Origin of the sequence: Pseudomonas sp. PDM28 (assembly GCF_019219115.1) — a bacterium.
GTDB classification, from domain to species: domain Bacteria; phylum Pseudomonadota; class Gammaproteobacteria; order Pseudomonadales; family Pseudomonadaceae; genus Aquipseudomonas; species Aquipseudomonas laurylsulfatiphila.
The window spans coordinates 50,740-75,655 of sequence record NZ_JAHUWG010000011.1 but is presented as its reverse complement, the minus strand read 5'-3'; the positions used below and the strand labels follow the sequence as shown (position 1 = coordinate 75,655).

Genomic DNA, 24,916 nt, shown 5'->3' with positions numbered 1-24,916 from the left:
GAATGACCGGCTCGGAAGAAGGAGGACTTCTTTTTATCTAAGCCGTGAGCGGTGCTACGGGGCAAACGAAATAAAGTTGCCGGGTCAATCTTAAAAGTCGGGTTGTGCTTGTGATCAATTCCGCGCCATGAACGCAAAACCTGTAGGAGCGAGCTTGCTCGCGATGGTGGTGAACGATCACGCTGGGAGCCTGACACCCCGTAGCGTTCTTCAGTCCATCGCGAGCGGGCTCGCTCCTACAAATCAAATCAGCGGCGTGTCAGCGGCTGTTGGACGAACTTCACACCCGCCAGGCCGTGGGCAATCAACGCGCGGATGTTGCCGTGGTCGCTGCCTTCTGGCGTTGCCAGCACCGAGCGGTAATGCTCGCCGAAAGCCAGCAGGGCTTCTTCATCGCTCAAGCCTTCGAGCAGCGCGAGCCCCAGGGTCTTGCACGAGCCTTCGTTCTGCCCGGCCGCGTTTTCCACACCACCGTTGTTGAAGGCCTGAGGCTGGTAGTCGTAACCGCCAGCAATGAACGCCAGGGTGTCGGCGAAGGCGTGTTCGCCGCTGTTGAGGCTGGCGCGCAGGGTGTTCAAATCACTCATTGGGTTTTCCTTTGGCGAACGCCGCCTGTTGTTCGGCGCTGGCTTCTTGCTGATATTGGGCTTTCCATTCGGCGTACGGCATGCCGTAAACCACTTCGCGGGCTTCGTCGAGGCTGACCTCGATCTGGCGCTCATCCGCCGCCGCCTTGTACCACTTGGACAGGCAGTTGCGGCAGAAGCCCGAGAGGTTCATCAGGTCGATGTTCTGCACATCCTTGCGGCTGTCCAGGTGGGCCACCAGCCGACGAAAGGCGGCGGCTTCGAGTTCCAGGCGTTGTTGATCGGTCATGGGGGTCTCTGCGAGACAGCTGCAAGCGGCAAGCTTGAAGCTGCCAGATGATTGGCGTTGAGTCCAAGTTTACAGCTTGGCGCTTGAAGCTTGTAGCTAGCGGCTCGCTGCAAGCGTTATCGACACCGACTCGGCGAATCGCAGCGCGTGGGGCTTGTCGACCTCGACTTCGGCGTAGAGCACCGATGCGTTGGCCATCACCAGGTCGAGAATTTCCTGGGTCAGGCGTTCGAGCAGCGCAAAGCGGTTGCCTTCCACGTGGGCGATGATCGCCTTGGTGATCGTGCGGTAGTTCAGCGCGTGATCGATGTCGTTGTCACGTACCGCTTCCTGGGCCGCGTACAGAATGGTGAGGTTGATCAGCACATCCTGCTTGTTGAGGATTTCATCCTCATTGATGCCGATAAAGGTACGCAGGCACAGGTCTTTGACCCGGATACGTGCCATGCCTGGCTGAAGTTGTGGCATTGCTACTTGCTCCGTCCAATCAATTGCAGGAACTCCTGGCGGGTGTTGCTCGACTCGCGGAAGGCGCCGAGCATCACGGAGGTGTTCATGGTCGAATTCTGTTTCTCGACGCCGCGCATCATCATGCACATGTGCTGCGCTTCGATGACCACTGCGACGCCTGCCGCACCGGTCACCTGTTGCACGGCGTCGGCGATTTGCCGGGTGAGGTTTTCCTGGATCTGCAGGCGCCGGGCGAACATGTCCACCAGCCGCGCAATCTTCGACAGCCCCAGCACCTTGCCGGTTGGAATATAAGCCACATGCGCCTTGCCGATGAAGGGCAGCATGTGGTGTTCGCAAAGTGAATACAGCTCGATGTTGTCGACGATCACCATTTCATCGTTGTCGGAAGAGAACAGCGCGCCATTGACGATCTCTTCGACACTTTGTTCGTAACCATGGCAAAGGTACTGCATGGCTTTGGCTGCGCGCACCGGGGTGTCGAGCAGGCCTTCGCGGTCTGGATTCTCACCAAGGCCGATGAGGATCTCTCGATAATTCTGGGGCAGGGATAACGTCATGGAAAATCCTCGCGGGACACTTATTTGATGTGCCTTCCGCCGTTGACGGTCAGGGTGGTGCCGGTGACATAAGGGTTGTCGAGCAGATAGCGCAGGCTCTGGTAGATCACTTCGCAGCCGGGTTCGATGCCCAGCGCGGACTTGGCCAGTGCCTTGGCGCGGTAGGCCGCGTCGTCTTCAGGGTTGAACAGTAGCAGGGCCGGCGCAATCCCGTTGACCTTGATGCCCGGCGCGTACCTGGCGGCGAAGGACAGGGTCAGGCTGTCGAGTCCGGCTTTGCTGGCGCAATAGCCAATGTGCTTGCTGCTGCCCTTGCGGGTCACGTCATCGCTGATGTGCACGATGTCTGCGGGGCTTGAGTGTTGCAGCAGATCGGCGCAATGCAGGTTGATCAGGTAGGGCGCCAGCATGTGCACGCTGAACATGCGGGTGAATGCTGCAGCGTCAGTGTCCGGTGTTTCCGCCAGCCATTCGGAGGCGTTGTGGACAATCGCCCGCAAACAGTCGGTGTGGGTTTTCAGTTCACTGATGAAGGCGAGGATCCCGGCCTCGCTGGCGAAGTCCGCGAACACGGCGCTGGCCCCCAGGTCGCGCAGGGTTTGTACGCCGGGCCGCTCGCTGCGGTAGCTGAAAATCACGCGATGGCCGTCTTCCAGCAATCGCCGGGCGCAGTGCAGGCCGACACGCTGGCCGGCGCCGGTAATCAGGATAGGGGCTGCGGAAGAAGTCATGAACGGCTCGCGTCGCGGTGAGAGTAAAACTATACCAGCGACCGCAGCGCTCTACCTATTGCGGGGGGAAACAACTGTGGGAGCGAGCTCGCTCGCGATTGCGGACTGTCAGACGACACATATGTTGACTGACACGCCCTCATCGCGAGCAAGCTCGCTCCCACAGGGGGATCAGCGATTTTGGACGGTGGGTTCTGCGGGCAGCGGTCGAGCTGGCGCACTGTTCAGCCAATTGGCCAGCAAACGGGTCGACAACGGAATGAACAAATAAACCATCAGTGGCGTCAGGCACAGCGTGCTGATGAACACCCGCGGCAGCAGGCTCATGTCACTGATCAGCGGCCCCAGCACAAAGTTGAACAGCAGCGAGACCGGAAAGAACGCCAGCCAGATCGCCACGGCCTGTTTCCAGCGCGGCGGGCGTTGACCGGCGACGCCAAACCAGCCTTCGATACCGCTGACCCGGTGTTCTGTCGGGTGGGCGAACAGGTCGCTGCCGCGTCCGAGCCAGGCGCTGCGAGAGACGGAATGTTCCCAGGCGTGCAGAGTCTGTTCGTCGGCGAAGCGGAAAATGATCTGGAATTCGTCATCGTCGGGCGGCGGTGCGAGTACGCCGGAGCCGAGGTAGCCGGGAAAGTCGGTGGCCAATTGCTCGCCTTCGCGCAGCCAGGCGATCAGGTCCTGATAACGTCCATTGGCAACGCGGCGCGCAACCATCAGCGTGACGGGTGGGGTAGACATTGTGTATCTCCATAAGGCATTTGCGTCGCTCCGGATAGGCGCTTCGCCAGGCGCAGCGCCGGGGTGGTGGGCTGCGACTTGAAACAAGCAAGGATTATTCCTGATTCTGCCCGTGGCGTCTGTGACGTTTACCCGCTCCTTCGCAGTATTGATTTTTTACGGAAACTTTACGGGGCGGGGGCGTTAGAATATCGGACGGACGATACAGGGATGTTTCAACAGGATGCCCATACTTACAGACGTCGCTTCAGGATCCACGCAGGCCGTCGTGCTCGAACAGGAAGAGCTCTTTCCCATTCGCGAGGTGGCGCGACTGACAGGTGTCAACCCGGTCACGCTTCGCGCCTGGGAGCGACGTTATGGCCTCATTGTTCCAACACGCACCGATAGCGGGCATCGACTGTATTCGATGGCCGATATTGAGCGCGTCCGCAGCATCCTCGGCTGGATAGAGCGCGGTGTTGCGGTCAGCAGGGTCGGCAAGATCCTGGCCAGGACCGAGCCGCTCCAGACGTTGTCGCACATCATTCCCAGCAGCCTCGTGGAAGCCGATTACGCACAGTGGCAGCAGCAGGTTCTTGCTGCGGTCAACGGGTTTGACGACCTTCAGCTGGAGCAGGTCTACGGGCAAATCTTTTCCAGTTACGCCCTGCCGGTGGTATTTCAGGACATTTTGATCCCCGTCTGGAAGCAGTTGCTGCAGCGCCAGGACCAGTTCGGCGTAACCAGCGAGTGGCTGTTCCTGGATGGTTTTCTGCGTTCGCGGGTCGTGCAGCGCTTGCTGTTGACGCGCGAGAAGCAGCCGCGTCGCGTGGTCATCTGTGCCTTGGATGGTCACTGCCGGGAGCTGGAGCTGTTGGTTGCCGCCCTGTTCCTGAGTTCCGGGCCATCAGCCATTCGCGTATTGAACATAGGCCAGCCATTCGACGAACTGGCGCTGATGTGTGAAAGGATCAAACCCATGGCACTGGTATTGTTTTCCAATCAGGTGCCGAATGCCGAGTTACCACGGCGCTTGAATCGCCTGGCCTTGGGCCTGGAGTGTCGATTGTTGTTGGCTGGAGATGCTTCTGACCTGGCGCAGGAAAGCCTGGCCGGGTCATCGATCGGTTGCCTGGGCAATGAAGGGAAGGACATGAGCCAGCGTCTGAAGCAGTTCCTGGCGGGAAATCTGGATACTTGAGGTTCAGAGATGCAGCGTTGGGTGGGTCAAACGATGCTGTTGCAGGATGAACTGGCGCAGACGTTCGGCTTCGTCCGTATCGCTCTGGTTCAGTTGATAGGCGTAGAAGCCCTGTTCGTTTTCTTTCTCGAAGGTGCCGCGCAAGGCAATCCGCTCATAGCCTGAAGGGCTGAACCACAAGGCGAAATGCTTCGGTGGCTTGGTCTTGTTGCGAACCTCCAGCAAAACCCCTTTGCACGAGACTTCGTGTACCCACAGGGTCCCGGGTTGACCCTGGGCGTTTTCCAGCGCTACCGGCTCGTCCAGTACCAGGCGCCAAGGCCGGACCATGGGCCCGTCTTCATAGATGCTCGGCACGCCGAGACGCAAATGCATCGCATGGAACTCGTCTTCCACCAGGTGCAGGGGGAAGGTTATTTGCTGGTTTTCGAAGCTGGCTTGAATGGTGACCTGCTCATGGGCCGCCAGGCGGGTGAGCAGGTCACGAATTTGCGATCCACCGTTGACGAGCAGGCTCGACGTCGCATCCCGCACATTGAGTTGCGGGTTGTGTTGCATGGTCTGGATGAAATCCAGCTCATCCTGGGTCAGGAGCGCGTCGCGTTGCATGGCCAGCTCGAAAGGTATAGTTACAAAGTTATTGGTGATTGTAGTTACTGACCATTAATTCTGAGTTTCGTTTGCGCCGTTCGTCGCCTTGAGTGCGGCAAGCTCGGCCTGGAGTTCAGCGACTTGCCCCTCCAGTTGAGCCACGCGCTGTTGCGCCTTGACTTGCACGGTGACGTCTTTCTGCACACCGACAAAGTAGGTTTGCCCGTCCGCTGGATTTTTCACCGTTGAAAGGGACAGCTCATTCCAGAACGGTGTGCCGTCCTTGCGGTAGTTGCGCAGTATTTCCCGGCAGGAACCCTCTCGGTTCAAGGCGTCGCGAATCAACGGCAGGGCGTCCTGGTCGCGATCCCCCGACTGCAGGAAACGACAATCCTGATAGAGAATCTCTTCGCTGGAGTACCCCGTCAGGCGTTCGAACGCGGGGTTGACATAAATGAGGATTTTGTCCTGTTCGCCTTCCTTTTCGGCAATCACGATGCCGTCGTTGGACGCGTTGATCACCATTTGCAGCAGTTGAGCATTAATCATCGGAGTATCCTTTCCTGATTGATTGTCGATTGCATTCTAAAAGAACAATCACGACTGTGCTGTTAATATCCGGGTTTTTTACTCGGATTCAGGATCAGATTGATGAAAGTCGCCATCATTTCCGGCTCGGTGTACGGCACGGCCGAAGAAGTTGCCCGCCACGCCGCCAGCCTGTTGAAAGCCGCCGGTTTCGAAACCTGGCACAACCCGCGTGCGACCCTCGCCGATATCCAGGCGTTTGGCCCCGAAGCCTTTCTGGCGGTGACCTCGACCACCGGCATGGGCGAATTGCCGGACAACCTGCAACCGCTGTATTCGACCATTCGTGATCAATTGCCAGCGGCCTGGCGCGGTTTGCCGGGGGCGGTGATCGGATTGGGCGATGCGAGTTATGGCGATACTTTTTGTGGCGGCGGCGAGCAGATGCGTGAATTGTTCGGTGAACTGGGCATTCGCGAAGTGCTGCCAATGCTGCGCCTGGATGCCAGCGAAAGCGTGACCCCCGAAACAGACGCCGAGCCTTGGCTGGCGGAGCTGATCAGTGCACTGCGCGAGTGACGGATAACCCGCCATCAACGCCAGTCAGGGTTCTGACAGTGCGGTAAAAGCGGCCTGTCAGCCCCTTGCTTGCGCCGGTCGTTTGACATGGATCCAGGGCAGCAGGGCGACTGACTCGCTGAGACATCAAGCTGGCTGCCAATGCAACTACACGAACCTCAAGGGCTGACTAGACTCGGTAAACATAGGAAACACTCCATAATAAAAAACATCGAGGCTCCTTGCCGTGACTGTCGCTCCCGTCCAATCGCCACACAGTGTCAAAGACCAGGTCAGTGCTGCCGAGTGGCAGACTCGCGTTGACCTGGCGGCCTGTTATCGCCTGGTTGCCCAACACGGTTGGGATGACCTGATCTTTACCCACATCTCCGCCAAGGTACCCGGCACCGAAGATTTCCTGATCAATCCGTTCGGGTTGATGTTTCACGAAATGACCGCGTCGAGCCTGGTCAAGGTGGACCAGGCCGGCAACAAGCTGATGGACAGTCCTTACGAGATCAATCCGGCGGGTTACACCATCCACAGCGCCGTGCATGAAGTGCGTCACGATGTGGTTTGTGTGCTGCACACCCACACGGCTTCAGGGGTGGCGGTCTCGGCCCAGAAGCAGGGCGTTCTGCCGATCAGCCAACAATCGTTGTTCGTGCTTTCCAGCCTGGCCTACCACGCCTACGAAGGTGTGGCGCTCAACCATGAAGAGAAAGTGAGGCTGCAGGCGGACCTCGGTGAAAACAATTTCCTGATGCTGCATAACCACGGTCTGCTGACCTGTGGCAGCACCATCGCCGATACGTTCCTGATGATGTTTACCTTTCAACGTGCCTGCGACATTCAAGTCATGGCGCAAAACGGTGCGGCTGAACTGATTGCCATCGAACCGCAGATTCTGGCCGGCGCCAAAGCCATGATCGCGGGTGTCACCAGAAGTGCTCAAGGAATGGGCGGAGCGCTGGCGTGGCCGGCGCTGCTGCGCAAGCTCGATAAACTGGACCCGGGTTATAAACTCTAATGGCACTCGCCGAGATTCCTCTGTGTGTCTGGCGCAAACGCAGCCAGACGTTCGTTTTCCGTGGCCACAGCATCCGTTACTGGACGGCGGGGCAGGGTGAGCCGCTGTTGCTGATTCACGGTTTTCCGTCCGCCAGTTGGGACTGGCATTACCTGTGGCAGCCATTGACCCAGCGCTTTCGCGTGATCGCTTGCGACATGCTCGGCTTCGGCGATTCGGCCAAACCGGCGAATCACGAATACAGCCTGCTGGAGCAAGCGGATCTGCAACAGGCACTGCTTGAGCACCTGAATGTCGCGCAGCCGGTGCACCTGTTCGCCCACGACTATGGCGACAGCGTGGCCCAGGAACTGCTGGCCCGGCATTACGAGTCGCGGGCGGAGCTGGCCAGTTGTGTGTTTCTCAACGGCGGGCTGTTTCCGGAAACCCACCGCCCGGTATTGATGCAAAAACTCTTGCTCAGCCCTTTGGGCTGGATGATTGGCCGCGCCTTCAGCCGTGATGGCCTGGTGAGAAGCTTTCGGCAGATTTTCGGCCCGCAAACCCGTCCCAGTGAAAGCCAGATGGATGACTTCTGGAGCCTGGTCGAAAGCCATCGCGGGCCACGAATCATGCACAAATTGATCGCCTACATTCCGGAGCGACGGGTCTGGCGCAACCGCTGGGTGAGTGCGATGCAGCGCGGTGAAGTGCCGCTGCGAGTGATCGATGGCGGGGTCGATCCGATCTCCGGTGCGCATATGGTCGAGCGTTACCGGGAACTGATCCCGGATGCGGACACCGTGGTATTGCCCGACATCGGCCACTACCCGCAGATCGAGGCACCCTGCGAGGTCCTCAGGCATTACCTGGCGTTTCGCGATCAGTTGCTTTCCCCACCGCGCAAAGTCGCCTGCTCCTGATTTGCAGCGTGAACCTGCTCTGCTTCTGTGGCGAGGGGGCTTGCCCCCGTTCGGCTGCGAAGCAGTCGTAAACCTGCTGAACGCGTTATATCTGAATCACTGCGCTGTATGGTTTGGGGCCGCTTCGCAGCCCAACGGGGGCAAGCCCCCTCGCCACAGGGTTCGTGTCCGTATCTCTATCAATCATCCCCCAGCCTTATCGCGCACCATTCAGCCTTCCCCGTGTTGATTGTGACCCGCTGCGCCGTGCCGGACACTGCGACTCATCGTCCCTTGGCCTACTGGAGTCCCCCATGAATGAGTCTGTGCGCTTCGAAGATAAAGTCGTGATCATCACCGGCGCCGGTGGCGGCCTGGGGCGGGCGCATGCACTGCTGTTCGCCAAACAGGGCGCCAGGCTTCTGGTCAACGACCTGGGCGGCTCGACCCAGGGCGAAGGCGCCAACGCTTCGGCCGCCGCCCGCGTGGTAGCGGACATTCGCGAGGCCGGCGGCATCGCCGAGGCCAACCACGATTCGGTCACTGACGGTGACAAACTGGTCCAGCACGCCCTGGACGTCTTCGGTCGCGTCGACGTGGTGGTCAACAACGCCGGGATCCTGCGTGACAAGACTTTCCACAAAATGGAAGACGCCGACTGGGATCTGGTTTACCGCGTCCACGTCGAAGGTGCCTACAAAGTCACCCGTGCCGCCTGGCCGCACATGCGCGAGCAGAACTACGGCCGGGTGATTTTCACCGCGTCGACCTCGGGTATCTATGGCAATTTCGGCCAGTCCAACTACGGCATGGCCAAGCTCGGCCTCTATGGCCTGACCCGCACCCTGGCCATCGAAGGCCGCAAGAACAACATCCTGGTCAACGCTATCGCCCCCACCGGGGGCACGCGCATGACCGAAGGCCTGATCCCGCCGCAAGTCTTCGAACAGCTCAAGCCGGAACTGGTCAGCCCGCTGGTGGTGTACCTGGCCAGCGAGAACTGCCAGGAAACCTCCGGTCTGTTCGAGGTCGGCGGTGGCTGGATGGGCAAGGTCCGCTGGGAGCGCAGCCTCGGTGTCGGGTTCGATCCACGGGCCGGCTTCTCACCGGAAGACGTGGCGGCGAACTGGCAGCAGATTTGTGACTTCGAAGGCGCGGCGCATCCGAAGGACAACATCGAAGCGCTGAAGGAAATGATGGGGAATTTGCAGAAGTATTCGCTCTGACCTTGCCGGCAAGGTCACATTGACTGACCTTGCCGGTGGCTGCATTTATCGGTTGGAAAATCGTTTGCCCTCGATCAGCCGGAAAAGTATTTGAATACCAGTGCCTTCAGATTGGCGGCTGTCTGCGCATCCATTTTTCCGTCGAATTTCTCCGGGCGAAAGTGCATCTGGAATGCCCGCACCAACTGTTGAAAACCACCCTCCGTCGAGGTGCCCGAAACATCGTATCCATAGGACTTGAACAGCCCCAGCAATTCGCTTCGGCCTGGAACGCCTGATGTGGTGTATTGGCTCAGATACTGGTCCCGAGTGGCTTCATCGAACCAGGCGCCGACGCCTTTCAAGTACAGCGCCTGCCAGGGAAACATCGGCCCCGGGTCGCTTTTGCGGCCGATTGAAATATCGGAGTGGCCCAACACCTGCGTCGGCGTGATATCCGGGTAGCGCTGGAGGATGTTCAGCGCCAGTTGTTCAATCGCAGCAATCTGCTCGGGGTGATACGGCGGGAAGGTGAATTCGCCGTTGTTGTCAGTCGCCAGGTTGACCACCTCAATGCCGATTGACGTGTCATTCAAATTGCCGCGGTTGCCCCACTGACTGACGCCCGCGTGCCACGCGCGTTGGCCTTCATCCACCAGGTTGAACACTTCCTGCCCGGAATAACCGGCATTCAGGTAACTGGGGTCAGTGATATCCGGAATCAGATAGTGCGCGCTGACATTCGGGCCGGTCAGGGCACTGACAGAACTTGAAAAGTTAGTGGCGGTGTAGTGAAGAACCAGAAAGCGTATTCGGCTGTTGAAGCTTCTGGCTGAGCGATACTGGTTGTAGTTGATGGGCTTCATGGTTGCACTCGCAATAAGTAAGTTTGAAGCCGGACGAAGTTCAAGGTTGTTCGCCGACTTGCTGGTCAACTTAATGGCCCGAGTGCGATAGGTGTTTACCTATGTTTGTAGGTGCTTTCTGAAAGAAATGTAGGAGTCAGCTCGCTGGCGATGGACTCAAGTGCGCCGCGTTTATCCGGTTCATACGCGTTATCGTTAGCGACCATCGCTGCGATGCGGCGACCCGACAAGCCAGATCCTGCAGCGGACCTTGCCCACGCTGAAAATGAGGCCCATAAAAAAGGCCGCTGCAAACGCAGCGGCCAAAGTAAGACGTTGGATCAGGAGCTACAAATCAACGTCAGTGAACACGGGGGCGATGAACCGAATCCTCGATGCATCTGAAATCTTTCAGTCACGGTGCAGGCTCCGTGGCAGTCAGGTAAGAATAAGCCCTCTGCGCTGTAGGAAAAATACCAATTCCCGACATGCACTGTTGCAGCCCGGGCAACAGTGAGGATTCGGCTGCTCGACGTCCGGGTGATGACCCTGTGCCAGTCATCCTTTAGAGGTACACCACGAATACCTCTTTGGTGCGCTTATCGATCCCGGTGCCCCGGCAGTAGGGTGACGCCTTCTGTCACTCACCGGGGAAGACGCATGACAAAAACAACAATGCGCGCCATCTTCACACCGCAGGCGCTGGCGGCCGCGGTCGCATTGGGCTGCTGTGCCCAGGCTCAGGCCATTTCGTTCAGCATCGGGGAAATCGAGGGGACGTTCGACTCCTCATTGTCGGTCGGCGCGAGTTGGGGCATGCGGGATGCGGATGATGCCCTGGTAGGCACCGTCAATGGCGGTTCCGGTCAGTCTTCGACCGGTGACGACGGGCGCCTGAACTTCAAGAAGGGCGAAACCTTTTCGAAGATCTTCAAGGGTATTCATGACCTCGAACTGAAGTACGGCGACACCGGCGCGTTTGTGCGTGGCAAGTACTGGTACGACTTCGAGCTCAAGGATGAGAGCCGCCCATTCAAGGACATCAGCGATCACAATCGCAAAGAAGGCGCCAAGTCATCAGGCGGACAAATCCTCGACGCATTCGTCTATCACAACTACTCCCTCGCCGATTTACCGGGCACGGTGCGTGCCGGCAAGCAGGTGGTCAGTTGGGGCGAGAGCACCTTCATCGGCAACTCGATCAACAGCATCAATCCGGTCGACGTGTCCGCGTTCCGTCGCCCTGGAGCGGAGATCAAGGAGGGCCTGATCCCGGTCAACATGCTGTTCGCCTCCCAGGGCCTGACGGAAAAGTTGACCGTGGAAGGCTTCTATCAACTGGAATGGGACCAGACGGTCGTCGATAACTGCGGCACCTTCTTTGGTGTCGATGTGGTGGCCGATGGCTGCAACAAGGGCTACACCGTCGCCAGCCCGGCCATTGCACCCTTGCAGCCGATTGCGGCTGCCTTTGGCCAGGGCTTCGAGGTCAGCAAAGAGGGGGTGATCGTTCCCCGAGGCGGTGACCGTGATGCCCGGGACTCCGGACAGTGGGGTACGGCGTTGCGCTGGCTGGGGGATGACACCGAGTACGGCCTGTACTTCATGAACTACCACAGCCGCAGCCCCAACGTCGGGACCACCACCGCCGGGCTCAGTACGCTGGCAAGCCTTCCGGGAATCGTCGCCACCGCCAACCGAATCGCCCCCGGCAGCGGTTCAGGCCTGGCCCAGAGTGTGATGCTCGGTCGCGGCCAGTATTACCTCGAATACCCGGAGGACATCCGCCTCTACGGCGCCAGCTTCGCCACCACCTTATCGACCGGCACTGCGTGGAGCGGGGAAATCAGCTACCGCCCCAACCTCCCGGTGCAAGTCAACACCAATGACCTGACCCTGGCCATGCTCAATCCGATAGCAGGCGGTGCGGCATCACCGATCGCCACGTCACCGGGGGCTGACAACAAAGGTTACCGCCGCAAGGAAGTGACGCAGATCCAGAGCACCCTGACGCACTTCATCGATCAGGTCGCCGGTGCGGATCGCCTGACGTTGGTGGGTGAGGCGGCGGTGGTTCGGGTCGGTGGTTTGGAAGCACGCAGCAAACTGCGCTACGGCCGCGACTCGGTGTATGGCCAGTATGGTTTCCACGGCGATACCGACGGCTTCGTGACCTCGACTTCGTGGGGTTATCGCGCTCGGGCCATCCTCGACTACAACAACCTCATCGCCGGGATCAACGTCAGGCCCAATCTCTCGTGGTCCCACGACGTCTCCGGCTATGGCCCCAACGGCCTGTTCAACGAAGGCGCCAAGGCCATCAGCCTCGGTGTCGATGCGGACTATCGCAACACCTATACCGCGAGCCTCAGCTACACCGACTTTTTCGGCGGGGACTACAACGTCCTCACCGACCGTGACTTTGTGGCGTTGAGCTTTGGTGTGAACTTCTGATCTGGCTGAAAAGGATGAATTCAATGCGCAAGATGATTCTGCAATTGGGCACCGTTCTGGCTCTGAGTCTGCTGGCCGCCAACGTGATGGCCGCGGTGTCGCCGGAGGAAGCCAACAAGCTTGGCAGCAGCCTGACCCCACTCGGTGCCGAGAAGGCCGGCAATGCCGATGGTTCGATTCCGGCCTGGACCGGTGGCATCCCGAAAAACGCCGGCGCGGTGGACAGCAAGGGTTTCCTGGCCGACCCGTTCGCCAACGAAAAGCCCTTGTTCGTGATCACCGCAGCGACCGTCGACAAGTACAAGGACAAGCTTTCCGACGGCCAGATAGCGATGTTCAAGCGCTACCCCGAGACTTACAGGATTCCGGTCTATCCTAGCCATCGTACCGTGGCGTTACCGGCAGAAATCTATGAGTCGGCCAAGCGCAGTGCACTGAACGTAACACCGATAAACGACGGTAACGGTCTGGCCAACTTCACCGGCAATCGCTATTACGCGTTCCCGATTCCGAAGAATGGCGTGGAAGTGATCTGGAACCACGTCACCCGTTACCACGGCGGCAATCTGCGTCGCACCATCACCCAGGCGACACCGCAATCCAATGGTGATTTCACGGTGATCCGCTTCAAGGACGAAGTCGCCGTGCCGTCGTTGCTCAGTGATCTGAAACCGGGCAGCGACGATAACGTCCTCAACTACTTCAAGCAGGAAGTCACCGCACCGGCGCGGCTGGCGGGCAACGTGCTGCTGGTTCACGAGACGCTCGATCAGGTCAAGGAACCGCGCAAGGCCTGGATCTACAACGCCGGTCAGCGTCGGGTACGGCGTGCGCCACAGGTCGCCTATGACGGTGTCGGCACCTCATCCGATGGCCTGCGCACCACCGACAACTTCGACATGTTTTCCGGCGCGCCGGATCGCTACGACTGGAAGCTCATTGGCAAGAAGGAGATGTACATTCCCTACAACAGCTACAAGCTCGACTCGCCAGACCTCAAGTACACGGATGTGATCAAGGCCGGGCACATCAACCAGGACCTGACTCGCTATGAGCTGCACCGGGTCTGGGAAGTCGTCGCCACGGTCAAGCCGAGCGAACGGCACGTGTACGCCAAGCGCCACATGTACATCGACGAAGACAGCTGGCAAGTGGCGCTGGCCGACCACTACGACGGGCGTGGACAGCTTTGGCGCGTCGCCGAAGGGCATGCCCAGTTCTACTACGATCACCAGGTGCCGGCCTATACCGTCGAAGCGCTGTATGACCTGATTGCCGGTCGCTACATCGCATTGGGCATGAAGAACGAAGAAAAACGCAGCTTCGAGTTCAACATCGATGCAAAAGCAGGGGACTACACGCCAGCTGCCTTGCGCAGCACGGGGGTCAGGTAGGTTTCCTACAGGCTCCTACACAAAAGGGTGACTTTGCGGTCACCTTTTTTATAGGGGGCGATCAGTGTGTTGAATACTTCTTCAACAAGCGCTCGGGAGGGGTCTAGGGTGGCGCCAGAATTATAAAAAAAGGCGCATCACAATGACTGCAATGACGCACTGTCCGGACCGCCCAGGCCTTGTGCCCCGCCTGTCGTCCCATCATCTGTCCCGCGAGCGGTTGATCGAGCCCATGCTGGTATCGACCGCGAGGGTGAAGTTGCTTTGCGCACCGCCTGGCAGTGGCAAGAGCGCGTTGCTCACCGAGTGCCTGTTGCGGGCGCCGGAGCACTGTCGGGTCTGTTGGCTGCCGCTGGCGGGGGCGTCGTTGAGTGCTGCCGATTTTCTGTTGCGCCTGACGCAAGCGCTGGATCTGCCCTCGGCGGATGAGTCCGGGCTGCTGGCGCATCTGGCCCGACTACAGGCCCCGACCTGGCTGTTTCTGGATGATTACTGCCGCGCACCCAACCCGGAACTCGACCGCATGCTCGATCGCCTGTTGGCCGTCGCCAACCCGGTGCTGACCTGGTGGCTGGGTACCCGTCGTCGACCATCCTGCAACTGGCCGCGGCTGCTGCTCGATGATGAAGTGTACGAGTGCGAAGGCCGGGCGCTGGCGTTTACCGAGGCCGAGGTCGGGCAGTTGCTCGGTCATGTCGAGCCGACCCTGGCGACCCAGACTGCCAAGAGGGTAGTTGAGCGCAGCGGTGGCTGGTGCGCCGGTGCGCGGATTGCGTTACTCAATGGTTGTCCGTGGTCGAGTGAGCAGGGGCGTTCGGCAACGTTGCTTGATTATCTGCAGCACGAGTTGTTCAACACCTTGCCGCCGGAGTTGGTTGAGGTCTGGCAGGTGTTGGTTCATCTGCCACGCTTCAACGCCAGCTTGTGCGAGCATCTTTTCGGTGCGGGAGAGGGCGCGCAGTGGCTGCACGCGTTGCAGGACATGGGCTGCTTCATTGAGCCTTGGGAAGATTCCGTCGAGTGGTTGCGGATCTTCGAGCCACTGGCCCGGGCAATGGCTGAAGAGCCGACCCCGGCCGGGCGATCCTGGCATCGCCGCGCGTGCCAATGGTTCAGCGCTGAAGAGGACTGGCAAGGTGCGTTCGAGCAGGCGCTGTTGGCGCAGGAGTTCGAAGTGGCGGTCAGTCTGTTGCAGCACTTCAGCCTCGAACATTTGTTCCGGCGTGAAAATATCTGTCTGTTGTTGAAACTCCACGAGCGTCAACAGGCTGAGCTGACCCTTGTTACACCGCAAGTGGTGGGGCTGGTCAGTGCGGCGTTGTTGTTTGCCGGACGTTTCGATCCTGCCGCCGCGTGCATTGAGCAACTGGCACGATTTGCCCCGCAGCCTACGCAGGCGCAGCAACGGCAACTGCTGGCACGCTGGCAGGCGCAACAGGGCTGGCTGCTGCATTTGCAAGGCCGTATGGAGGCGGCCCGGACGCACTTTCTCGATGCGCTGGCCGAGCTGGGCGTCGATGCCTGGCCGGCGCGAGTGTTGTGCTTGTCAGGGCTGACCCAGCAGGCGTTGCTCAACGCCGAACTCGATGTGGCACAGGCGTTCAATCGTGAGGCGTTGTGCCTGGCGCGCGCCCAAGGTTCGCTATTGTTCGAAGGACTGCTTGAACTCGATCACGCACAGTTGCTGGAGATGCGCGGAGCGCCCCGACGTGCCGAGAGCTTGTTGGCTGATACTGTTGCGCTGTTGTCTCAAGAGGCTGATCGACCGACGCCGCTATTGGGGCGAATTGCCCTGCGGCGAGGACGGTTGGCCCTCTGTCAGGGACAAGATGAGCTGGCCGCCGGTTTCTTCCAGTCCGGCCTGGAGGACTGCCTGCAAAGCCAGGACAAGCACGTGCTGTATGGCTTTCTCGGGCAAGCGCAGATGGCCGCCAACCAGCGCGATTATGCCCATGCGTTCGATCGTCTGCGCGAAGCCGAACGGTTGATGCAGCAACGGCAGATCCCCGACACGGTGTATCGCAGCGTACTGCTGCAAATCAGCAGTCATTTCTGGCTGCAGCAAGGGCGCCCGGAGTTGGTCCGGGAAGCGCTGACCCGAGTCTTGCGTCATTATCGCGGGGCCCATGCACGCCAGGCACCACCCGCCACGCTGCAACTGATTGCGCGTATCGAATACCAGTTGGTGTTGGCCGAGACTCAACTTCAATTGGCGCAAAATCCATTGGATCGTCTCAAGGTGTTACTCAAGCAGGCGCAACAACAGGCCATGCTGGCGCTGGAAACGGAGTTGCAATTGGCAATCTGCGAAGTGGCGGACCTGACGGGCGAGCCGGACATGGCTCATGCCGCACTGGAGGCCGGCCTGGCCTTGGTGAAGCGTTGTCATGGGCAACAGGCATTGCGTGATTTGAGTTTGCGCCAGCCAAGTCTGATCTCTCGTCTACAGGGAGCGGCGGCAGTGGTCGCCAGGGACACCGATGTCAGTTTGCTGAGTGGGCGAGAGCTTGAAGTACTGGACCTGATTGCCCAAGGCAACTCCAATCAGCAAATCGCCGAACAACTGTTCATTTCGTTGCATACGGTGAAAACCCATGCCCGGCGCATTCACAACAAGTTGGGTGTGGAGCGACGCACGCAGGCAGTTGCCATGGCGAAGAAGTTGGGATTGATAATGCAAGTTTTGTAAGGGTTGGTTTTTAGTCTGGACATGAATTAAAACATACTGTCGCGTGCATAAATAATCGTGTTGATTAGTATGATTGTCGGCGCTGACAGGTTGGGATTTAGTTGTGCTGTCAGTACATTGATTCGATTCGCCGAGCAGGATGTTCGGCTATTCAAGACAGGAAGTCTGTATGGACGACAGTTTTTTTTCTTACAGCAAGATTTCGCTTTTGAAGCGCATTCGCGCGGATTTCGCAGTCGAAGTGCTGTTGGTTTCGCGCTTGGGGGAACTCGGGATTAACCCGTTCAAGACCTATTTGAATACGCTGGTTGATATTGTTGGCACTGACGTCAGCGAATCAAGGACGTTATTCGATGAGACACTGGAGTGGGTTGAGAAAGAGACACTGCCTAATTATATCCAGGGTATCACCGGGATTTTCAATCGGCAGTATTCTTTCGAATCGGAGCACCGGGTTGAAGGGTTGGACCTGATAGCGTTTGAGCGCATCGTAATTGATGTTGTCCGTTGGTTGACCGAGGCACCCTCAATCAACCTTTCAAAACGTTCGATCAAAGTATCCGGCATCGAAGCGGTCCACGCAGCCTTGAAGTATCAACTCCCGGAAATCAATATCGATAACCTGTACTTGACCCATTTTGTCGCGGAAGCGGGCGAGAGAAAGATACTTCAATCCCGAAGCCTGGCCGAAGATGTCTTTGCTCGTTTTCAACAGAATGAAATTCCTTACTATCACGGTGAGGGAATTGGTGTTTATACGATCGCTTACAGTGCCCAGGAATCTGATTTGCATCCGCAGCTTACAATCAAGGATGTCAGTGACCTGGTGATCGAAATCGCCCCGGACTTTCTGGTCTGAGTATTTGGTAAAAGCGCTGGCTATGGCAAAAAAGTTATAATTATTAATTATGGAGTTTTAGAATATGGAACAACTGACAAAAGAATTGGTTCGGGCCAAGCTGCACGCAAGGCTCAGTGGTCGCGGTATTGATGTCGATAAGGTCTATATAAATGCCGTTGTGTCAGCTGAGGATTTGACGGTTATTTACTCTGAGTCACTGGTGTCGGCGTTTTATCTTAAGTTGCAGGATGGGGAAGTTCCAAAGTTTGACAGTGAGGATTTGGGGATCTTTTCCGAACCGTATACGTTTGACCAGGAATATCGATTCGATGGTGTAAAAATTGATGAGCTCAATGAAATGGGTGCAGCCATTGCCCGGGACTTTTTGAGCTGATTGGTGTTTTCATAAAAGCAGTTGTGCCAACCCCCCGCTTGGTTGGCACAGCTGTGGCAGTCAGGTTGCGGAGGTGGCGGCTTCATACCCCATGCGCCAACTGACCGCACGGCTGGCGGATAACAGGCGTTGCGCCGCCGGCCCGTTTTCATCGGCATGGAACAAGGATGTCGGCCCCACCACCGTCAGCACGGCAACCACTCTGCCCATCGCGTTGAACACCGGTGCCGACAAGGCATCCACCCCTGGCAGCAGCAAACCATGTACATGGTGCAAACCGCGTGCGCGGATCTGTTCGCACTGGGCCGCGTAGGCCTGATCGTCTGCCAGCACATGGGCTGCGTGGGACTGCAACTCCTGCACGCGCAGATCCTCAGTCTCGCGTTTCGGCAGGTAGGCACCAAAAACCAATCCCGTCGAAGAGCTGAGCAGCGGCAGCACCGAGCCCAGCTGTGTCACCACCGTCACCGCACGCACTGCCGGTTCGATGTGCACCACGGTCGCGCCCTGATTGCCCCATACCGCCAGAAAGCAGGTTTCGTTCAAGTCATCGCGCAGCTCAGCCAGGGGCAGGGCGGCGACTTTCAGCACGTCCATACTGTTGAGTGCTGCCAAGCCCACGCGCAAGGCTTCACGGCCCAGGCCGTAATGGTTGGTCGCTGCGTTCTGTTCGGCAAACCCGCTGGCGATCAGCGCCTGCAAATAGCGGTGGACCTTGCTCGCTGGCATTTGCACGTGTTCGGCCAGGCGCGACAGAGAAGTCGAAGGCGACAACTCGGCCAGAGCCTTGAGGATGTCAGTACCCACCTCGGCCGAGCGGACTTTCTGTTTACCGTTGTTGTCGCTGGTTTTTTCCATGGTGGCTGGGATCCCGGGACGAATGGGCGTCTTTATAGCTTGACGGTCAATACCAATCAAATTACGTTATGCGTAATCAGATTACGATAAAAATAACCCAGGCGTGCCTCTACCTCTGCAACAGAGCGAGCGGCCACTGCCGACTCCCTGTTCAGGAGGCTCCATGAACCCCGATTCAACGATGCCAGCGCTGGCCTACCTGTCAGGCTTCGGCAACGAATTCAGCAGCGAAGCCTTGCCCGGCGCACTGCCTGTCGGCCAGAACTCCCCGCAAACAGCCCCTTACGGTCTATACACCGAGCTGTTCTCCGGCACGGCGTTCACCATGCCGCGCAGCGAGGCGCGGCGGACGTGGATGTACCGCATTCAGCCGTCGGCCAATCACCCGGCATTCGTCAAGCTGGACCGGCAACTGGCTGGCGGCCCACTGGGTGAGGTGACCCCAAACCGCCTGCGCTGGAACCCGCTGGACATTCCCGCCGAGCCGACCGACTTCATCGACGGCCTGGTGAGCATGGCCGCCAACTCGGGCGCGGAAAAGCCGGCCGGTATCAGCATCTACAACTACCGTGCGAACCGTTCCATGGAGCGGGTGTTCTTCAACGCCGACGGCGAGATGTTGCTGGTGCCTGAACTGGGGCGCCTGCGCATTGCCACCGAACTGGGCGCGCTTGAACTGGAACCGTTGGAAATCGCCGTGCTGCCACGCGGTCTTAAATTCCGCATCGAGCTGCTCGATCCGCAGGCCCGTGGTTATGTCGCCGAAAACCATGGCGCGCCGTTGCGTCTGCCGGACCTGGGGCCGATTGGCAGCAATGGTCTGGCCAATCCGCGGGACTTCTTGACCCCGGTGGCGGCCTACGAGAACCTGCAACAACCCACCACGCTGGTGCAGAAATTCCTCGGCCAGTTGTGGGCGTGCGAGCTCAATCATTCGCCGCTCAACGTGGTCGCCTGGCACGGTAACAACGTGCCGTACAAATATGACCTGCGCCGTTTCAACACCATCGGCACCGTCAGTTTCGATCACCCCGATCCGTCGATCTTTACCGTGCTGACCTCACCGACCAGCGTCCATGGCCTGGCCAACCTCGACTTCGTGATTTTTCCGCCGCGCTGGATGGTGGCCGAGAAAACCTTCCGTCCACCTTGGTTCCATCGCAACCTGATGAACGAATTCATGGGTTTGATCCAGGGCGAATACGACGCCAAGGCCGAAGGCTTTGTGCCCGGCGGTGCGTCCTTGCACAGTTGCATGAGCGCCCATGGCCCCGACGGAGAGACTTGCACCAAAGCGATCAACGCGGACCTCAAACCGGCGAAAATCGACAACACCATGGCCTTCATGTTCGAGACCAGCCAGGTGTTGCGCCCGAGCCGTTTCGCCCTCGATTGCCCGCAACTGCAAAACACTTACGATGCCTGCTGGGCTACGCTGCCCGCCACTTTCGACCCGACCCGGAGATAACCCATGACGCAGACTTCCATCACTCGCAGCTGGGTTGCATCCGCCAACGACCATGCGGACTTCCCCCTGCAAAACCTGCCGCTGGGTGTGTTCAGCCTCAACGGCTCGGCGCCGCGCAGTGGCGTGGCCATCGGTTCACACATCTTTGATTTGCAGGCGGCCCTGGAGGCCGGGTTGTTCGATGGCGCTGCGAAAGCAGCGGTCGAAGCGACCCTTGGCGGTCAGTTGAATGCCTTCTTCGAACTGGGGCGTGAAGCTCGCGTCGCGTTGCGCGAGCGTTTGCTGGAACTGTTCGCCGAGGGCAGCACCCTGCGCGGCAAGATCGAAGCCCAGGGCGCAAAACTGCTGCCTCTGGCGGTGGATTGCGAAATGCACCTGCCGGCAAAAATCAATGATTACACCGACTTCTACGTCGGCATCGAGCACGCGCAGAACGTCGGCAAACTGTTCCGTCCCGACAACCCCTTGCTGCCGAACTACAAATACGTGCCGATCGGCTACCACGGTCGTGCGTCGACCATTCGCCCGTCCGGTACCGACGTCCGCCGCCCGAAAGGCCAGACGTTGCCGGCCGGTCAGAGCGAGCCGACGTTCGGCCCTTGTGCGCGCCTGGACTACGAACTGGAGCTGGGCATCTGGATCGGCCAGGGCAACGACATGGGTGACTCGATTGCCATCGGCGACGCCGCCGATCACATCGCCGGTTTCTGCCTGCTCAACGACTGGTCGGCACGGGACATCCAGGCCTGGGAATACCAGCCACTGGGGCCGTTCCTGTCGAAAAGCTTCATCACCAGCATCTCGCCGTGGGTCGTCACCGCCGAAGCGCTGGAGCCGTTCCGTCGTGCCCAGCCTGCGCGTCCGCAAGGCGATCCGCAGCCACTGCCGTACCTGCTCGACAAACGCGATCAGGCCGCTGGCGGGTTCGACATCGAACTGGAAGTGCTGCTGCTCACCGAGGCCATGCGCGAGCAGAACCTGCCGGCTCATCGCCTGACCCTGAGCAACACACAGCACATGTACTGGACCGTGGCGCAAATGGTTGCGCACCACAGCGTCAACGGCTGCCAATTGCAGGCCGGTGACCTGTTCGGTTCGGGCACCTTGTCGGGGCCGGAGAACGGTCAGTTCGGCAGCCTGCTGGAAATCACCGAGGGCGGTAAAAAACCGATCGAACTGGCCTCGGGCGAGGTGCGTAAATTCCTTGAGGACGGTGACGAAATCATCCTGCGCGGCCGTTGCCGTCGTGACGGTTTCGCGTCCATCGGTTTCGGTGAGTGCCGCGGCAAAGTACTGCCGGCGCGCTGAGAGGAGCGGGGCATGGATCTCTATACTTACTACCGTTCGACGTCGTCGTACCGGGTGCGTATCGCGTTGGCGCTCAAGGGCCTGGATTATCAATCCCTGCCCGTCAACCTGATCGCACCCCAGGGCGGCGAGCATCGACAGCCACCTTATCTGGGCATCAACCCGCAGGGCCGTGTGCCGGCCTTGCGTACCAATGAGGGCGAGTTGCTGATCCAGTCTCCCGCGATCATCGAATACCTGGAGGAACGTTATCCACAGGTGCCACTGCTGTCCAAGGACCTCGCCACCCGCGCACATGAGCGTGGCGTGGCGGCAGTGATCGGCTGCGATGTGCACCCGCTGCACAACGTCAGTGTGCTCAATCGGCTGCGCCAGTCGGGCCACGACGAACCGCAGGTGGTGGAGTGGATCGGGCACTGGATCGGTCAGGGCCTGGCCACGGTAGAGCAGTTGATCGGTGATGACGGTTACTGCTTCGGCCCCGAGCCGGGGCTGGCGGACGTCTATTTGATCCCGCAGCTGTACGCGGCCGAGCGTTTCAATGTTTCTCTTGAGGCTTATCCTCGGATTCGTCGAGTGGCGGCATTGGCGGCGACGCATCCGGCGTTCATCCAGGCGCATCCGGCGAATCAGCCAGATACGCCATAACGGTTCACACCGACCCAATGTGGGAGCGAGCTTGCTCGCGATAGCGGTATGTCAGTCATATTGATTTGACTGACACTCCCTCTTCGCGAGCAGGCTCGCTCCCACAATGATTTTTGATCAATGAACGATGGCATTCGGCGGCAGGTGCCCCAGCCGTTCCGTGAGGCGAATCCGCTGGATGGGATCGTCGGTGAGCAGCAGTGCGTGCTCCAGGTCAAAACGCTCGGCGTTCGGGCAGTCCAGCCGTTGGTACAGACTGGCTCGGGCCAGATAGTCGGCGGTGCTGGCATTGCCCAGTTCCAGGACGCGCCCGGCGTCGATCAGGGCATTGATGAAGTCGTCGTGGGAGAGGTACAACTGGCGCAGGTTGCGCGACAGCCGTTGCAGCATCTGCACCGGCTCGGCGGTGACCAGATGGTCGGCGCTGAGCTTCATGTTCGGGCCATACTGGCGCTGCAACAACTCTCGGCAATCGTTCGGATAAAGGCGGCGGCCGCCGCAGGGATCGAGCAAATGATCGGCGCCCGGCACCCGCAGCAGGAAATGCCCGGGAAAGTTGACCCCGACCATGGGGATCTCCAGGCCCCTGGCCAACTCCAGCGCAATCAACCCCAGCGTCAAGGGTTGCCCTCGTCGGCGTTCCAGTACCTTGTCGAGCAGTGCCACTTGCGGGCGCAAAGGTGTGAAGTCGTCCTGGGCAAAGCCCAGGTCGTTCATGCGCCGCAATAGCGGTTGGGCCAGTTCACTGACCGGCAACATCGGCAAGCCACCGCTGACCCGTTGCTGCAACTCCTGGAAATCGGCCAGTACCGCTTGGGGCTTCACGTCACCGTCATGCTCGACCGCAATCCATAGCGCGGCCTCGAACAGCGCGGGCGGTGAACGTTGCAGGCAGGCGAAAAACGATTGGCGCGGGGTCATCAAAATCTCCGGGCAATGCCTCGTTTTAGTCCCCTCTCCGGCATTCGTCCAGTGCTGTACAAGCGCGAATTCCGGTTATTTCCGAAAGCCTGCATCGCGGCCGCGCTTATTCCGGTGCGCTTCTGCAATTTTCGGGCGCAAGCCTATACTGGCGTCTACAAGAAGTGATTCGGGAGCCTTACGATGTTCGCTCTCATGCAAAGTACTCGCCTTGAATCGCTGCATCTGAGCGTTGACCCGGTCACCGGGTTGAAGGCGGTCATTGCCATTCATAACAGCCGACTGGGGCCTGCCCTGGGTGGTTGTCGTTATCTTGCCTATCCCAGCGACGAGTCTGCGGTCGAGGATGCGGTGCGCCTTGCCCAAGGCATGAGTTACAAGGCGGCACTGGCCGGCCTGGCCCAGGGTGGCGGCGTGGCGGTGATCATTCGCCCCGTTCATGTGGCCAACCGCGCCGCACTGTTCGAAGCCTTTGGGCGCTGTATCAATCAACTGGACGGGCGCTACATCACGGCCATCGACAGCGGCACCTCAGTGGCGGACATGGATTGCATCGCCCAACAGACCCAACACGTCACCAGCACCACCTCGGCAGGTGACCCGGCGCCGCACGCGGCGATGGGCGTATTCACCGGCATTCGCGCCACTGCGATGGCGAGACTGGGCAGCGATAACCTTGAAGGCCTGCGCGTCGCCATTCAAGGCCTGGGCAACGTCGGTTATGCCCTGGCAGAACAGCTGCACGCCGCCGGGGCCGAACTACTGGTCAGCGATATCGATCACGGCAAGGTACAACTGGCGATGGAACAACTCGGGGCTCACCCCATTGCCAACGACGCACTTCTCAGCACGCCTTGCGATATTCTGGCGCCATGCGGGTTGGGCGGGGTGCTGAACAGCCACAGCGTGACGCAACTGCGCTGCTCGGCAGTGGCCGGCTCGGCGAACAATCAACTGACGCATCTGGATGTCGCCGACCAACTGGAACGTCGCGGCATCCTGTATGCGCCGGACTACGTGATCAACGCCGGCGGTCTGATCTATGTGTCGCTCAAGCACCGTGGCGAAGAACTGTCGACCATCACCGCACACCTGTCGAAAATCAGCTCGCGCCTGACCGAGGTGTTTGCCCACGCCCAGGCGGAAAAACGTTCGCCGGCACGGGTGGCGGACGAGTTGGCGGAAAAGGTGCTCTATCGATAAAAAGATCGGACATGAAAAAGGCCCTGACTCCATCGGAATCAGGGCCTGTTCAATTTGGGCCTTGCTTACTTGGCGGCTTTGGGGGCCTTGGCAGGCTTGGCCGGGGCAACCGGCTCAGCGTTTGCCTCTTCCACAGGAGCGGGCACTGCAACCGGCTCGGCGACTTCAACAGGTGCCGCAAGCAGTTCGGACAGGGCGTCCGGCTGGCTCTTGAACGCCTTGGCGAACACATCGCGATTCTTCGCCATGTAGATCCCGGCTTCTTCCACTTGCTGCTCGGTCAGCGACGGAACGGCTTTTTGCAACACTTCAGCCAGCAATTCGGCCAGTTCGAGCATTTTGTCATGACGGTCAGCTTCGGCTTTATCCATGAACAAGCGCTCCAGATCTCGGCTGCTGCGGTATACCACTTCGACGGCCATTCACCACCTCACATGCCTTCACATTGGTTGTCGGTTTCGACTACTGTATCTATATACAGCTAAAGGATAAGCGAAACCCTGTCTTTTGGGTAGTGGCTTTTTAATGTAGACCGGTT

At 59.2% G+C, this 24,916-nt stretch carries 25 protein-coding genes and 1 pseudogene; 14 read left to right on the top strand and 12 right to left on the bottom strand.

From position 1 onward, the window contains the following. Positions 1-248: 248 nt before the first annotated feature. The 6 genes from KW841_RS24120 to KW841_RS24095 form a co-directional block, all read right to left on the bottom strand. The gene (locus tag KW841_RS24120; protein ID WP_218480072.1) at positions 249-587 is read right to left on the bottom strand and encodes a HopJ type III effector protein; all 339 of its coding nucleotides are present in this window, start codon (positions 585-587) and stop codon (positions 249-251) included. Next, positions 580-876, bottom strand: coding sequence for a DUF1244 domain-containing protein (locus tag KW841_RS24115; RefSeq protein ID WP_008023232.1), 297 nt, complete (start codon positions 874-876; stop codon positions 580-582). Before KW841_RS24115 ends, KW841_RS24120 begins: the two co-directional genes overlap by 8 nt. A gap of 96 nt (positions 877-972) precedes the next feature. Next, positions 973-1,344 carry a dihydroneopterin triphosphate 2'-epimerase gene (gene folX / locus KW841_RS24110; RefSeq protein ID WP_007970304.1) on the bottom strand — a complete coding sequence of 124 codons (372 nt, stop codon included), beginning with the start codon at positions 1,342-1,344 and terminating at the stop codon, positions 973-975. A 2-nt stretch (positions 1,345-1,346) separates the two neighbouring features. Continuing rightward, positions 1,347-1,907, bottom strand: a complete 561-nt coding sequence (folE, locus tag KW841_RS24105) for a GTP cyclohydrolase I FolE (RefSeq protein ID WP_218480071.1) — start codon at positions 1,905-1,907, stop codon at positions 1,347-1,349. A 20-nt stretch (positions 1,908-1,927) separates the two neighbouring features. After that, positions 1,928-2,638, bottom strand: a complete 711-nt coding sequence (folM, locus tag KW841_RS24100) for a dihydromonapterin reductase (protein ID WP_218480070.1) — start codon at positions 2,636-2,638, stop codon at positions 1,928-1,930. Between the two features lie 171 nt (positions 2,639-2,809). Then, complete coding sequence (locus KW841_RS24095; protein ID WP_116580984.1) at positions 2,810-3,379, bottom strand: antibiotic biosynthesis monooxygenase; 570 nt, start codon at positions 3,377-3,379, stop codon at positions 2,810-2,812. 223 nt (positions 3,380-3,602) lie between these two features. Between KW841_RS24095 and KW841_RS24090 the strand changes: the two genes are divergently transcribed. Next, a complete protein-coding gene (locus KW841_RS24090; RefSeq protein WP_218480069.1) occupies positions 3,603-4,562 on the top strand; it encodes a MerR family transcriptional regulator in 960 nt (319 codons plus the stop codon). Between the two features lie 3 nt (positions 4,563-4,565). Here the strand turns inward: KW841_RS24090 and KW841_RS24085 are convergent, their stop codons facing one another. Next, the gene (locus tag KW841_RS24085; protein ID WP_007970311.1) at positions 4,566-5,171 is read right to left on the bottom strand and encodes a hypothetical protein; all 606 of its coding nucleotides are present in this window, start codon (positions 5,169-5,171) and stop codon (positions 4,566-4,568) included. Positions 5,172-5,225: 54 nt separating this feature from the next. Then, complete coding sequence (locus KW841_RS24080) at positions 5,226-5,702, bottom strand: PAS domain-containing protein (RefSeq protein WP_218480068.1); 477 nt, start codon at positions 5,700-5,702, stop codon at positions 5,226-5,228. A gap of 102 nt (positions 5,703-5,804) precedes the next feature. On the opposite strand from KW841_RS24080, the gene KW841_RS24075 reads away from it, so the two are divergent. The 4 genes from KW841_RS24075 to KW841_RS24060 all read left to right on the top strand — a co-directional run bounded on the left by KW841_RS24075 (position 5,805) and on the right by KW841_RS24060 (position 9,376). Then, complete coding sequence (locus KW841_RS24075) at positions 5,805-6,260, top strand: flavodoxin (RefSeq protein WP_007970315.1); 456 nt, start codon at positions 5,805-5,807, stop codon at positions 6,258-6,260. Between the two features lie 226 nt (positions 6,261-6,486). After that, positions 6,487-7,269, top strand: coding sequence for a class II aldolase/adducin family protein (locus KW841_RS24070; RefSeq protein WP_102701466.1), 783 nt, complete (start codon positions 6,487-6,489; stop codon positions 7,267-7,269). After that, positions 7,269-8,171, top strand: a complete 903-nt coding sequence (locus KW841_RS24065) for an alpha/beta fold hydrolase (RefSeq protein ID WP_218480067.1) — start codon at positions 7,269-7,271, stop codon at positions 8,169-8,171. Before KW841_RS24070 ends, KW841_RS24065 begins: the two co-directional genes overlap by 1 nt. A 293-nt stretch (positions 8,172-8,464) precedes the next feature. After that, positions 8,465-9,376 carry an SDR family oxidoreductase gene (locus KW841_RS24060; RefSeq protein ID WP_218480066.1) on the top strand — a complete coding sequence of 304 codons (912 nt, stop codon included), beginning with the start codon at positions 8,465-8,467 and terminating at the stop codon, positions 9,374-9,376. A gap of 74 nt (positions 9,377-9,450) precedes the next feature. Here the strand turns inward: KW841_RS24060 and KW841_RS24055 are convergent, their stop codons facing one another. After that, on the bottom strand, positions 9,451-10,221 hold the full coding sequence (locus tag KW841_RS24055) for an N-acetylmuramoyl-L-alanine amidase (RefSeq protein ID WP_218480190.1): 771 nt from the start codon (positions 10,219-10,221) through the stop codon (positions 9,451-9,453). Positions 10,222-10,860: 639 nt separating this feature from the next. Here KW841_RS24055 and KW841_RS24050 point away from each other — a divergent pair. The 5 genes from KW841_RS24050 (at position 10,861) to KW841_RS24030 (ending at position 17,972) form a co-directional block, all read left to right on the top strand. Continuing rightward, a complete protein-coding gene (locus tag KW841_RS24050) occupies positions 10,861-12,654 on the top strand; it encodes a DUF1302 domain-containing protein (protein WP_104450975.1) in 1,794 nt (597 codons plus the stop codon). Positions 12,655-12,677: 23 nt separating this feature from the next. Then, the gene (locus tag KW841_RS24045) at positions 12,678-14,048 is read left to right on the top strand and encodes a DUF1329 domain-containing protein (protein WP_218480065.1); all 1,371 of its coding nucleotides are present in this window, start codon (positions 12,678-12,680) and stop codon (positions 14,046-14,048) included. 142 nt (positions 14,049-14,190) lie between these two features. Further along, complete coding sequence (locus KW841_RS24040; RefSeq protein ID WP_218480064.1) at positions 14,191-16,737, top strand: LuxR C-terminal-related transcriptional regulator; 2,547 nt, start codon at positions 14,191-14,193, stop codon at positions 16,735-16,737. 169 nt (positions 16,738-16,906) lie between these two features. After that, positions 16,907-17,596, top strand: a complete 690-nt coding sequence (locus tag KW841_RS24035; RefSeq protein ID WP_218480063.1) for a hypothetical protein — start codon at positions 16,907-16,909, stop codon at positions 17,594-17,596. A 64-nt stretch (positions 17,597-17,660) separates the two neighbouring features. Next, complete coding sequence (locus tag KW841_RS24030) at positions 17,661-17,972, top strand: hypothetical protein (protein ID WP_218480062.1); 312 nt, start codon at positions 17,661-17,663, stop codon at positions 17,970-17,972. Between the two features lie 60 nt (positions 17,973-18,032). Here KW841_RS24030 and KW841_RS24025 read toward each other — a convergent pair whose 3' ends face one another. Next, positions 18,033-18,830, bottom strand: coding sequence for an IclR family transcriptional regulator (locus KW841_RS24025; RefSeq protein WP_218480061.1), 798 nt, complete (start codon positions 18,828-18,830; stop codon positions 18,033-18,035). Between the two features lie 163 nt (positions 18,831-18,993). Here KW841_RS24025 and hmgA point away from each other — a divergent pair, with 163 nt between their 5' ends. Genes hmgA through maiA form a run of 3 tightly spaced genes read left to right on the top strand, consistent with a single transcriptional unit; the run spans position 18,994 to position 22,254 of the window. Continuing rightward, complete coding sequence (hmgA, locus tag KW841_RS24020; RefSeq protein WP_218480060.1) at positions 18,994-20,298, top strand: homogentisate 1,2-dioxygenase; 1,305 nt, start codon at positions 18,994-18,996, stop codon at positions 20,296-20,298. Between the two features lie 3 nt (positions 20,299-20,301). Beyond that, positions 20,302-21,606, top strand: coding sequence for a fumarylacetoacetase (gene fahA, locus KW841_RS24015; RefSeq protein ID WP_218480059.1), 1,305 nt, complete (start codon positions 20,302-20,304; stop codon positions 21,604-21,606). 12 nt (positions 21,607-21,618) lie between these two features. After that, on the top strand, positions 21,619-22,254 hold the full coding sequence (gene maiA / locus KW841_RS24010) for a maleylacetoacetate isomerase (protein WP_218480058.1): 636 nt from the start codon (positions 21,619-21,621) through the stop codon (positions 22,252-22,254). A 117-nt stretch (positions 22,255-22,371) separates the two neighbouring features. Here the strand turns inward: maiA and KW841_RS24005 are convergent, their stop codons facing one another. Then, on the bottom strand, positions 22,372-23,175 hold the full coding sequence (locus KW841_RS24005; protein ID WP_218480057.1) for a SirB1 family protein: 804 nt from the start codon (positions 23,173-23,175) through the stop codon (positions 22,372-22,374). Positions 23,176-23,358: 183 nt separating this feature from the next. On the opposite strand from KW841_RS24005, the gene KW841_RS24000 reads away from it, so the two are divergent. Next, positions 23,359-24,378: a Glu/Leu/Phe/Val dehydrogenase dimerization domain-containing protein gene (locus KW841_RS24000; RefSeq protein WP_007970336.1), complete on the top strand. Its 1,020-nt coding sequence runs from the start codon at positions 23,359-23,361 to the stop codon at positions 24,376-24,378. A gap of 182 nt (positions 24,379-24,560) precedes the next feature. On the opposite strand, the pseudogene KW841_RS23995 reads toward KW841_RS24000, so the two are convergent. Then, positions 24,561-24,800: pseudogene (locus KW841_RS23995) on the bottom strand (YebG family protein); the annotation flags it as partial. Positions 24,801-24,916 lie beyond the last annotated feature (116 nt).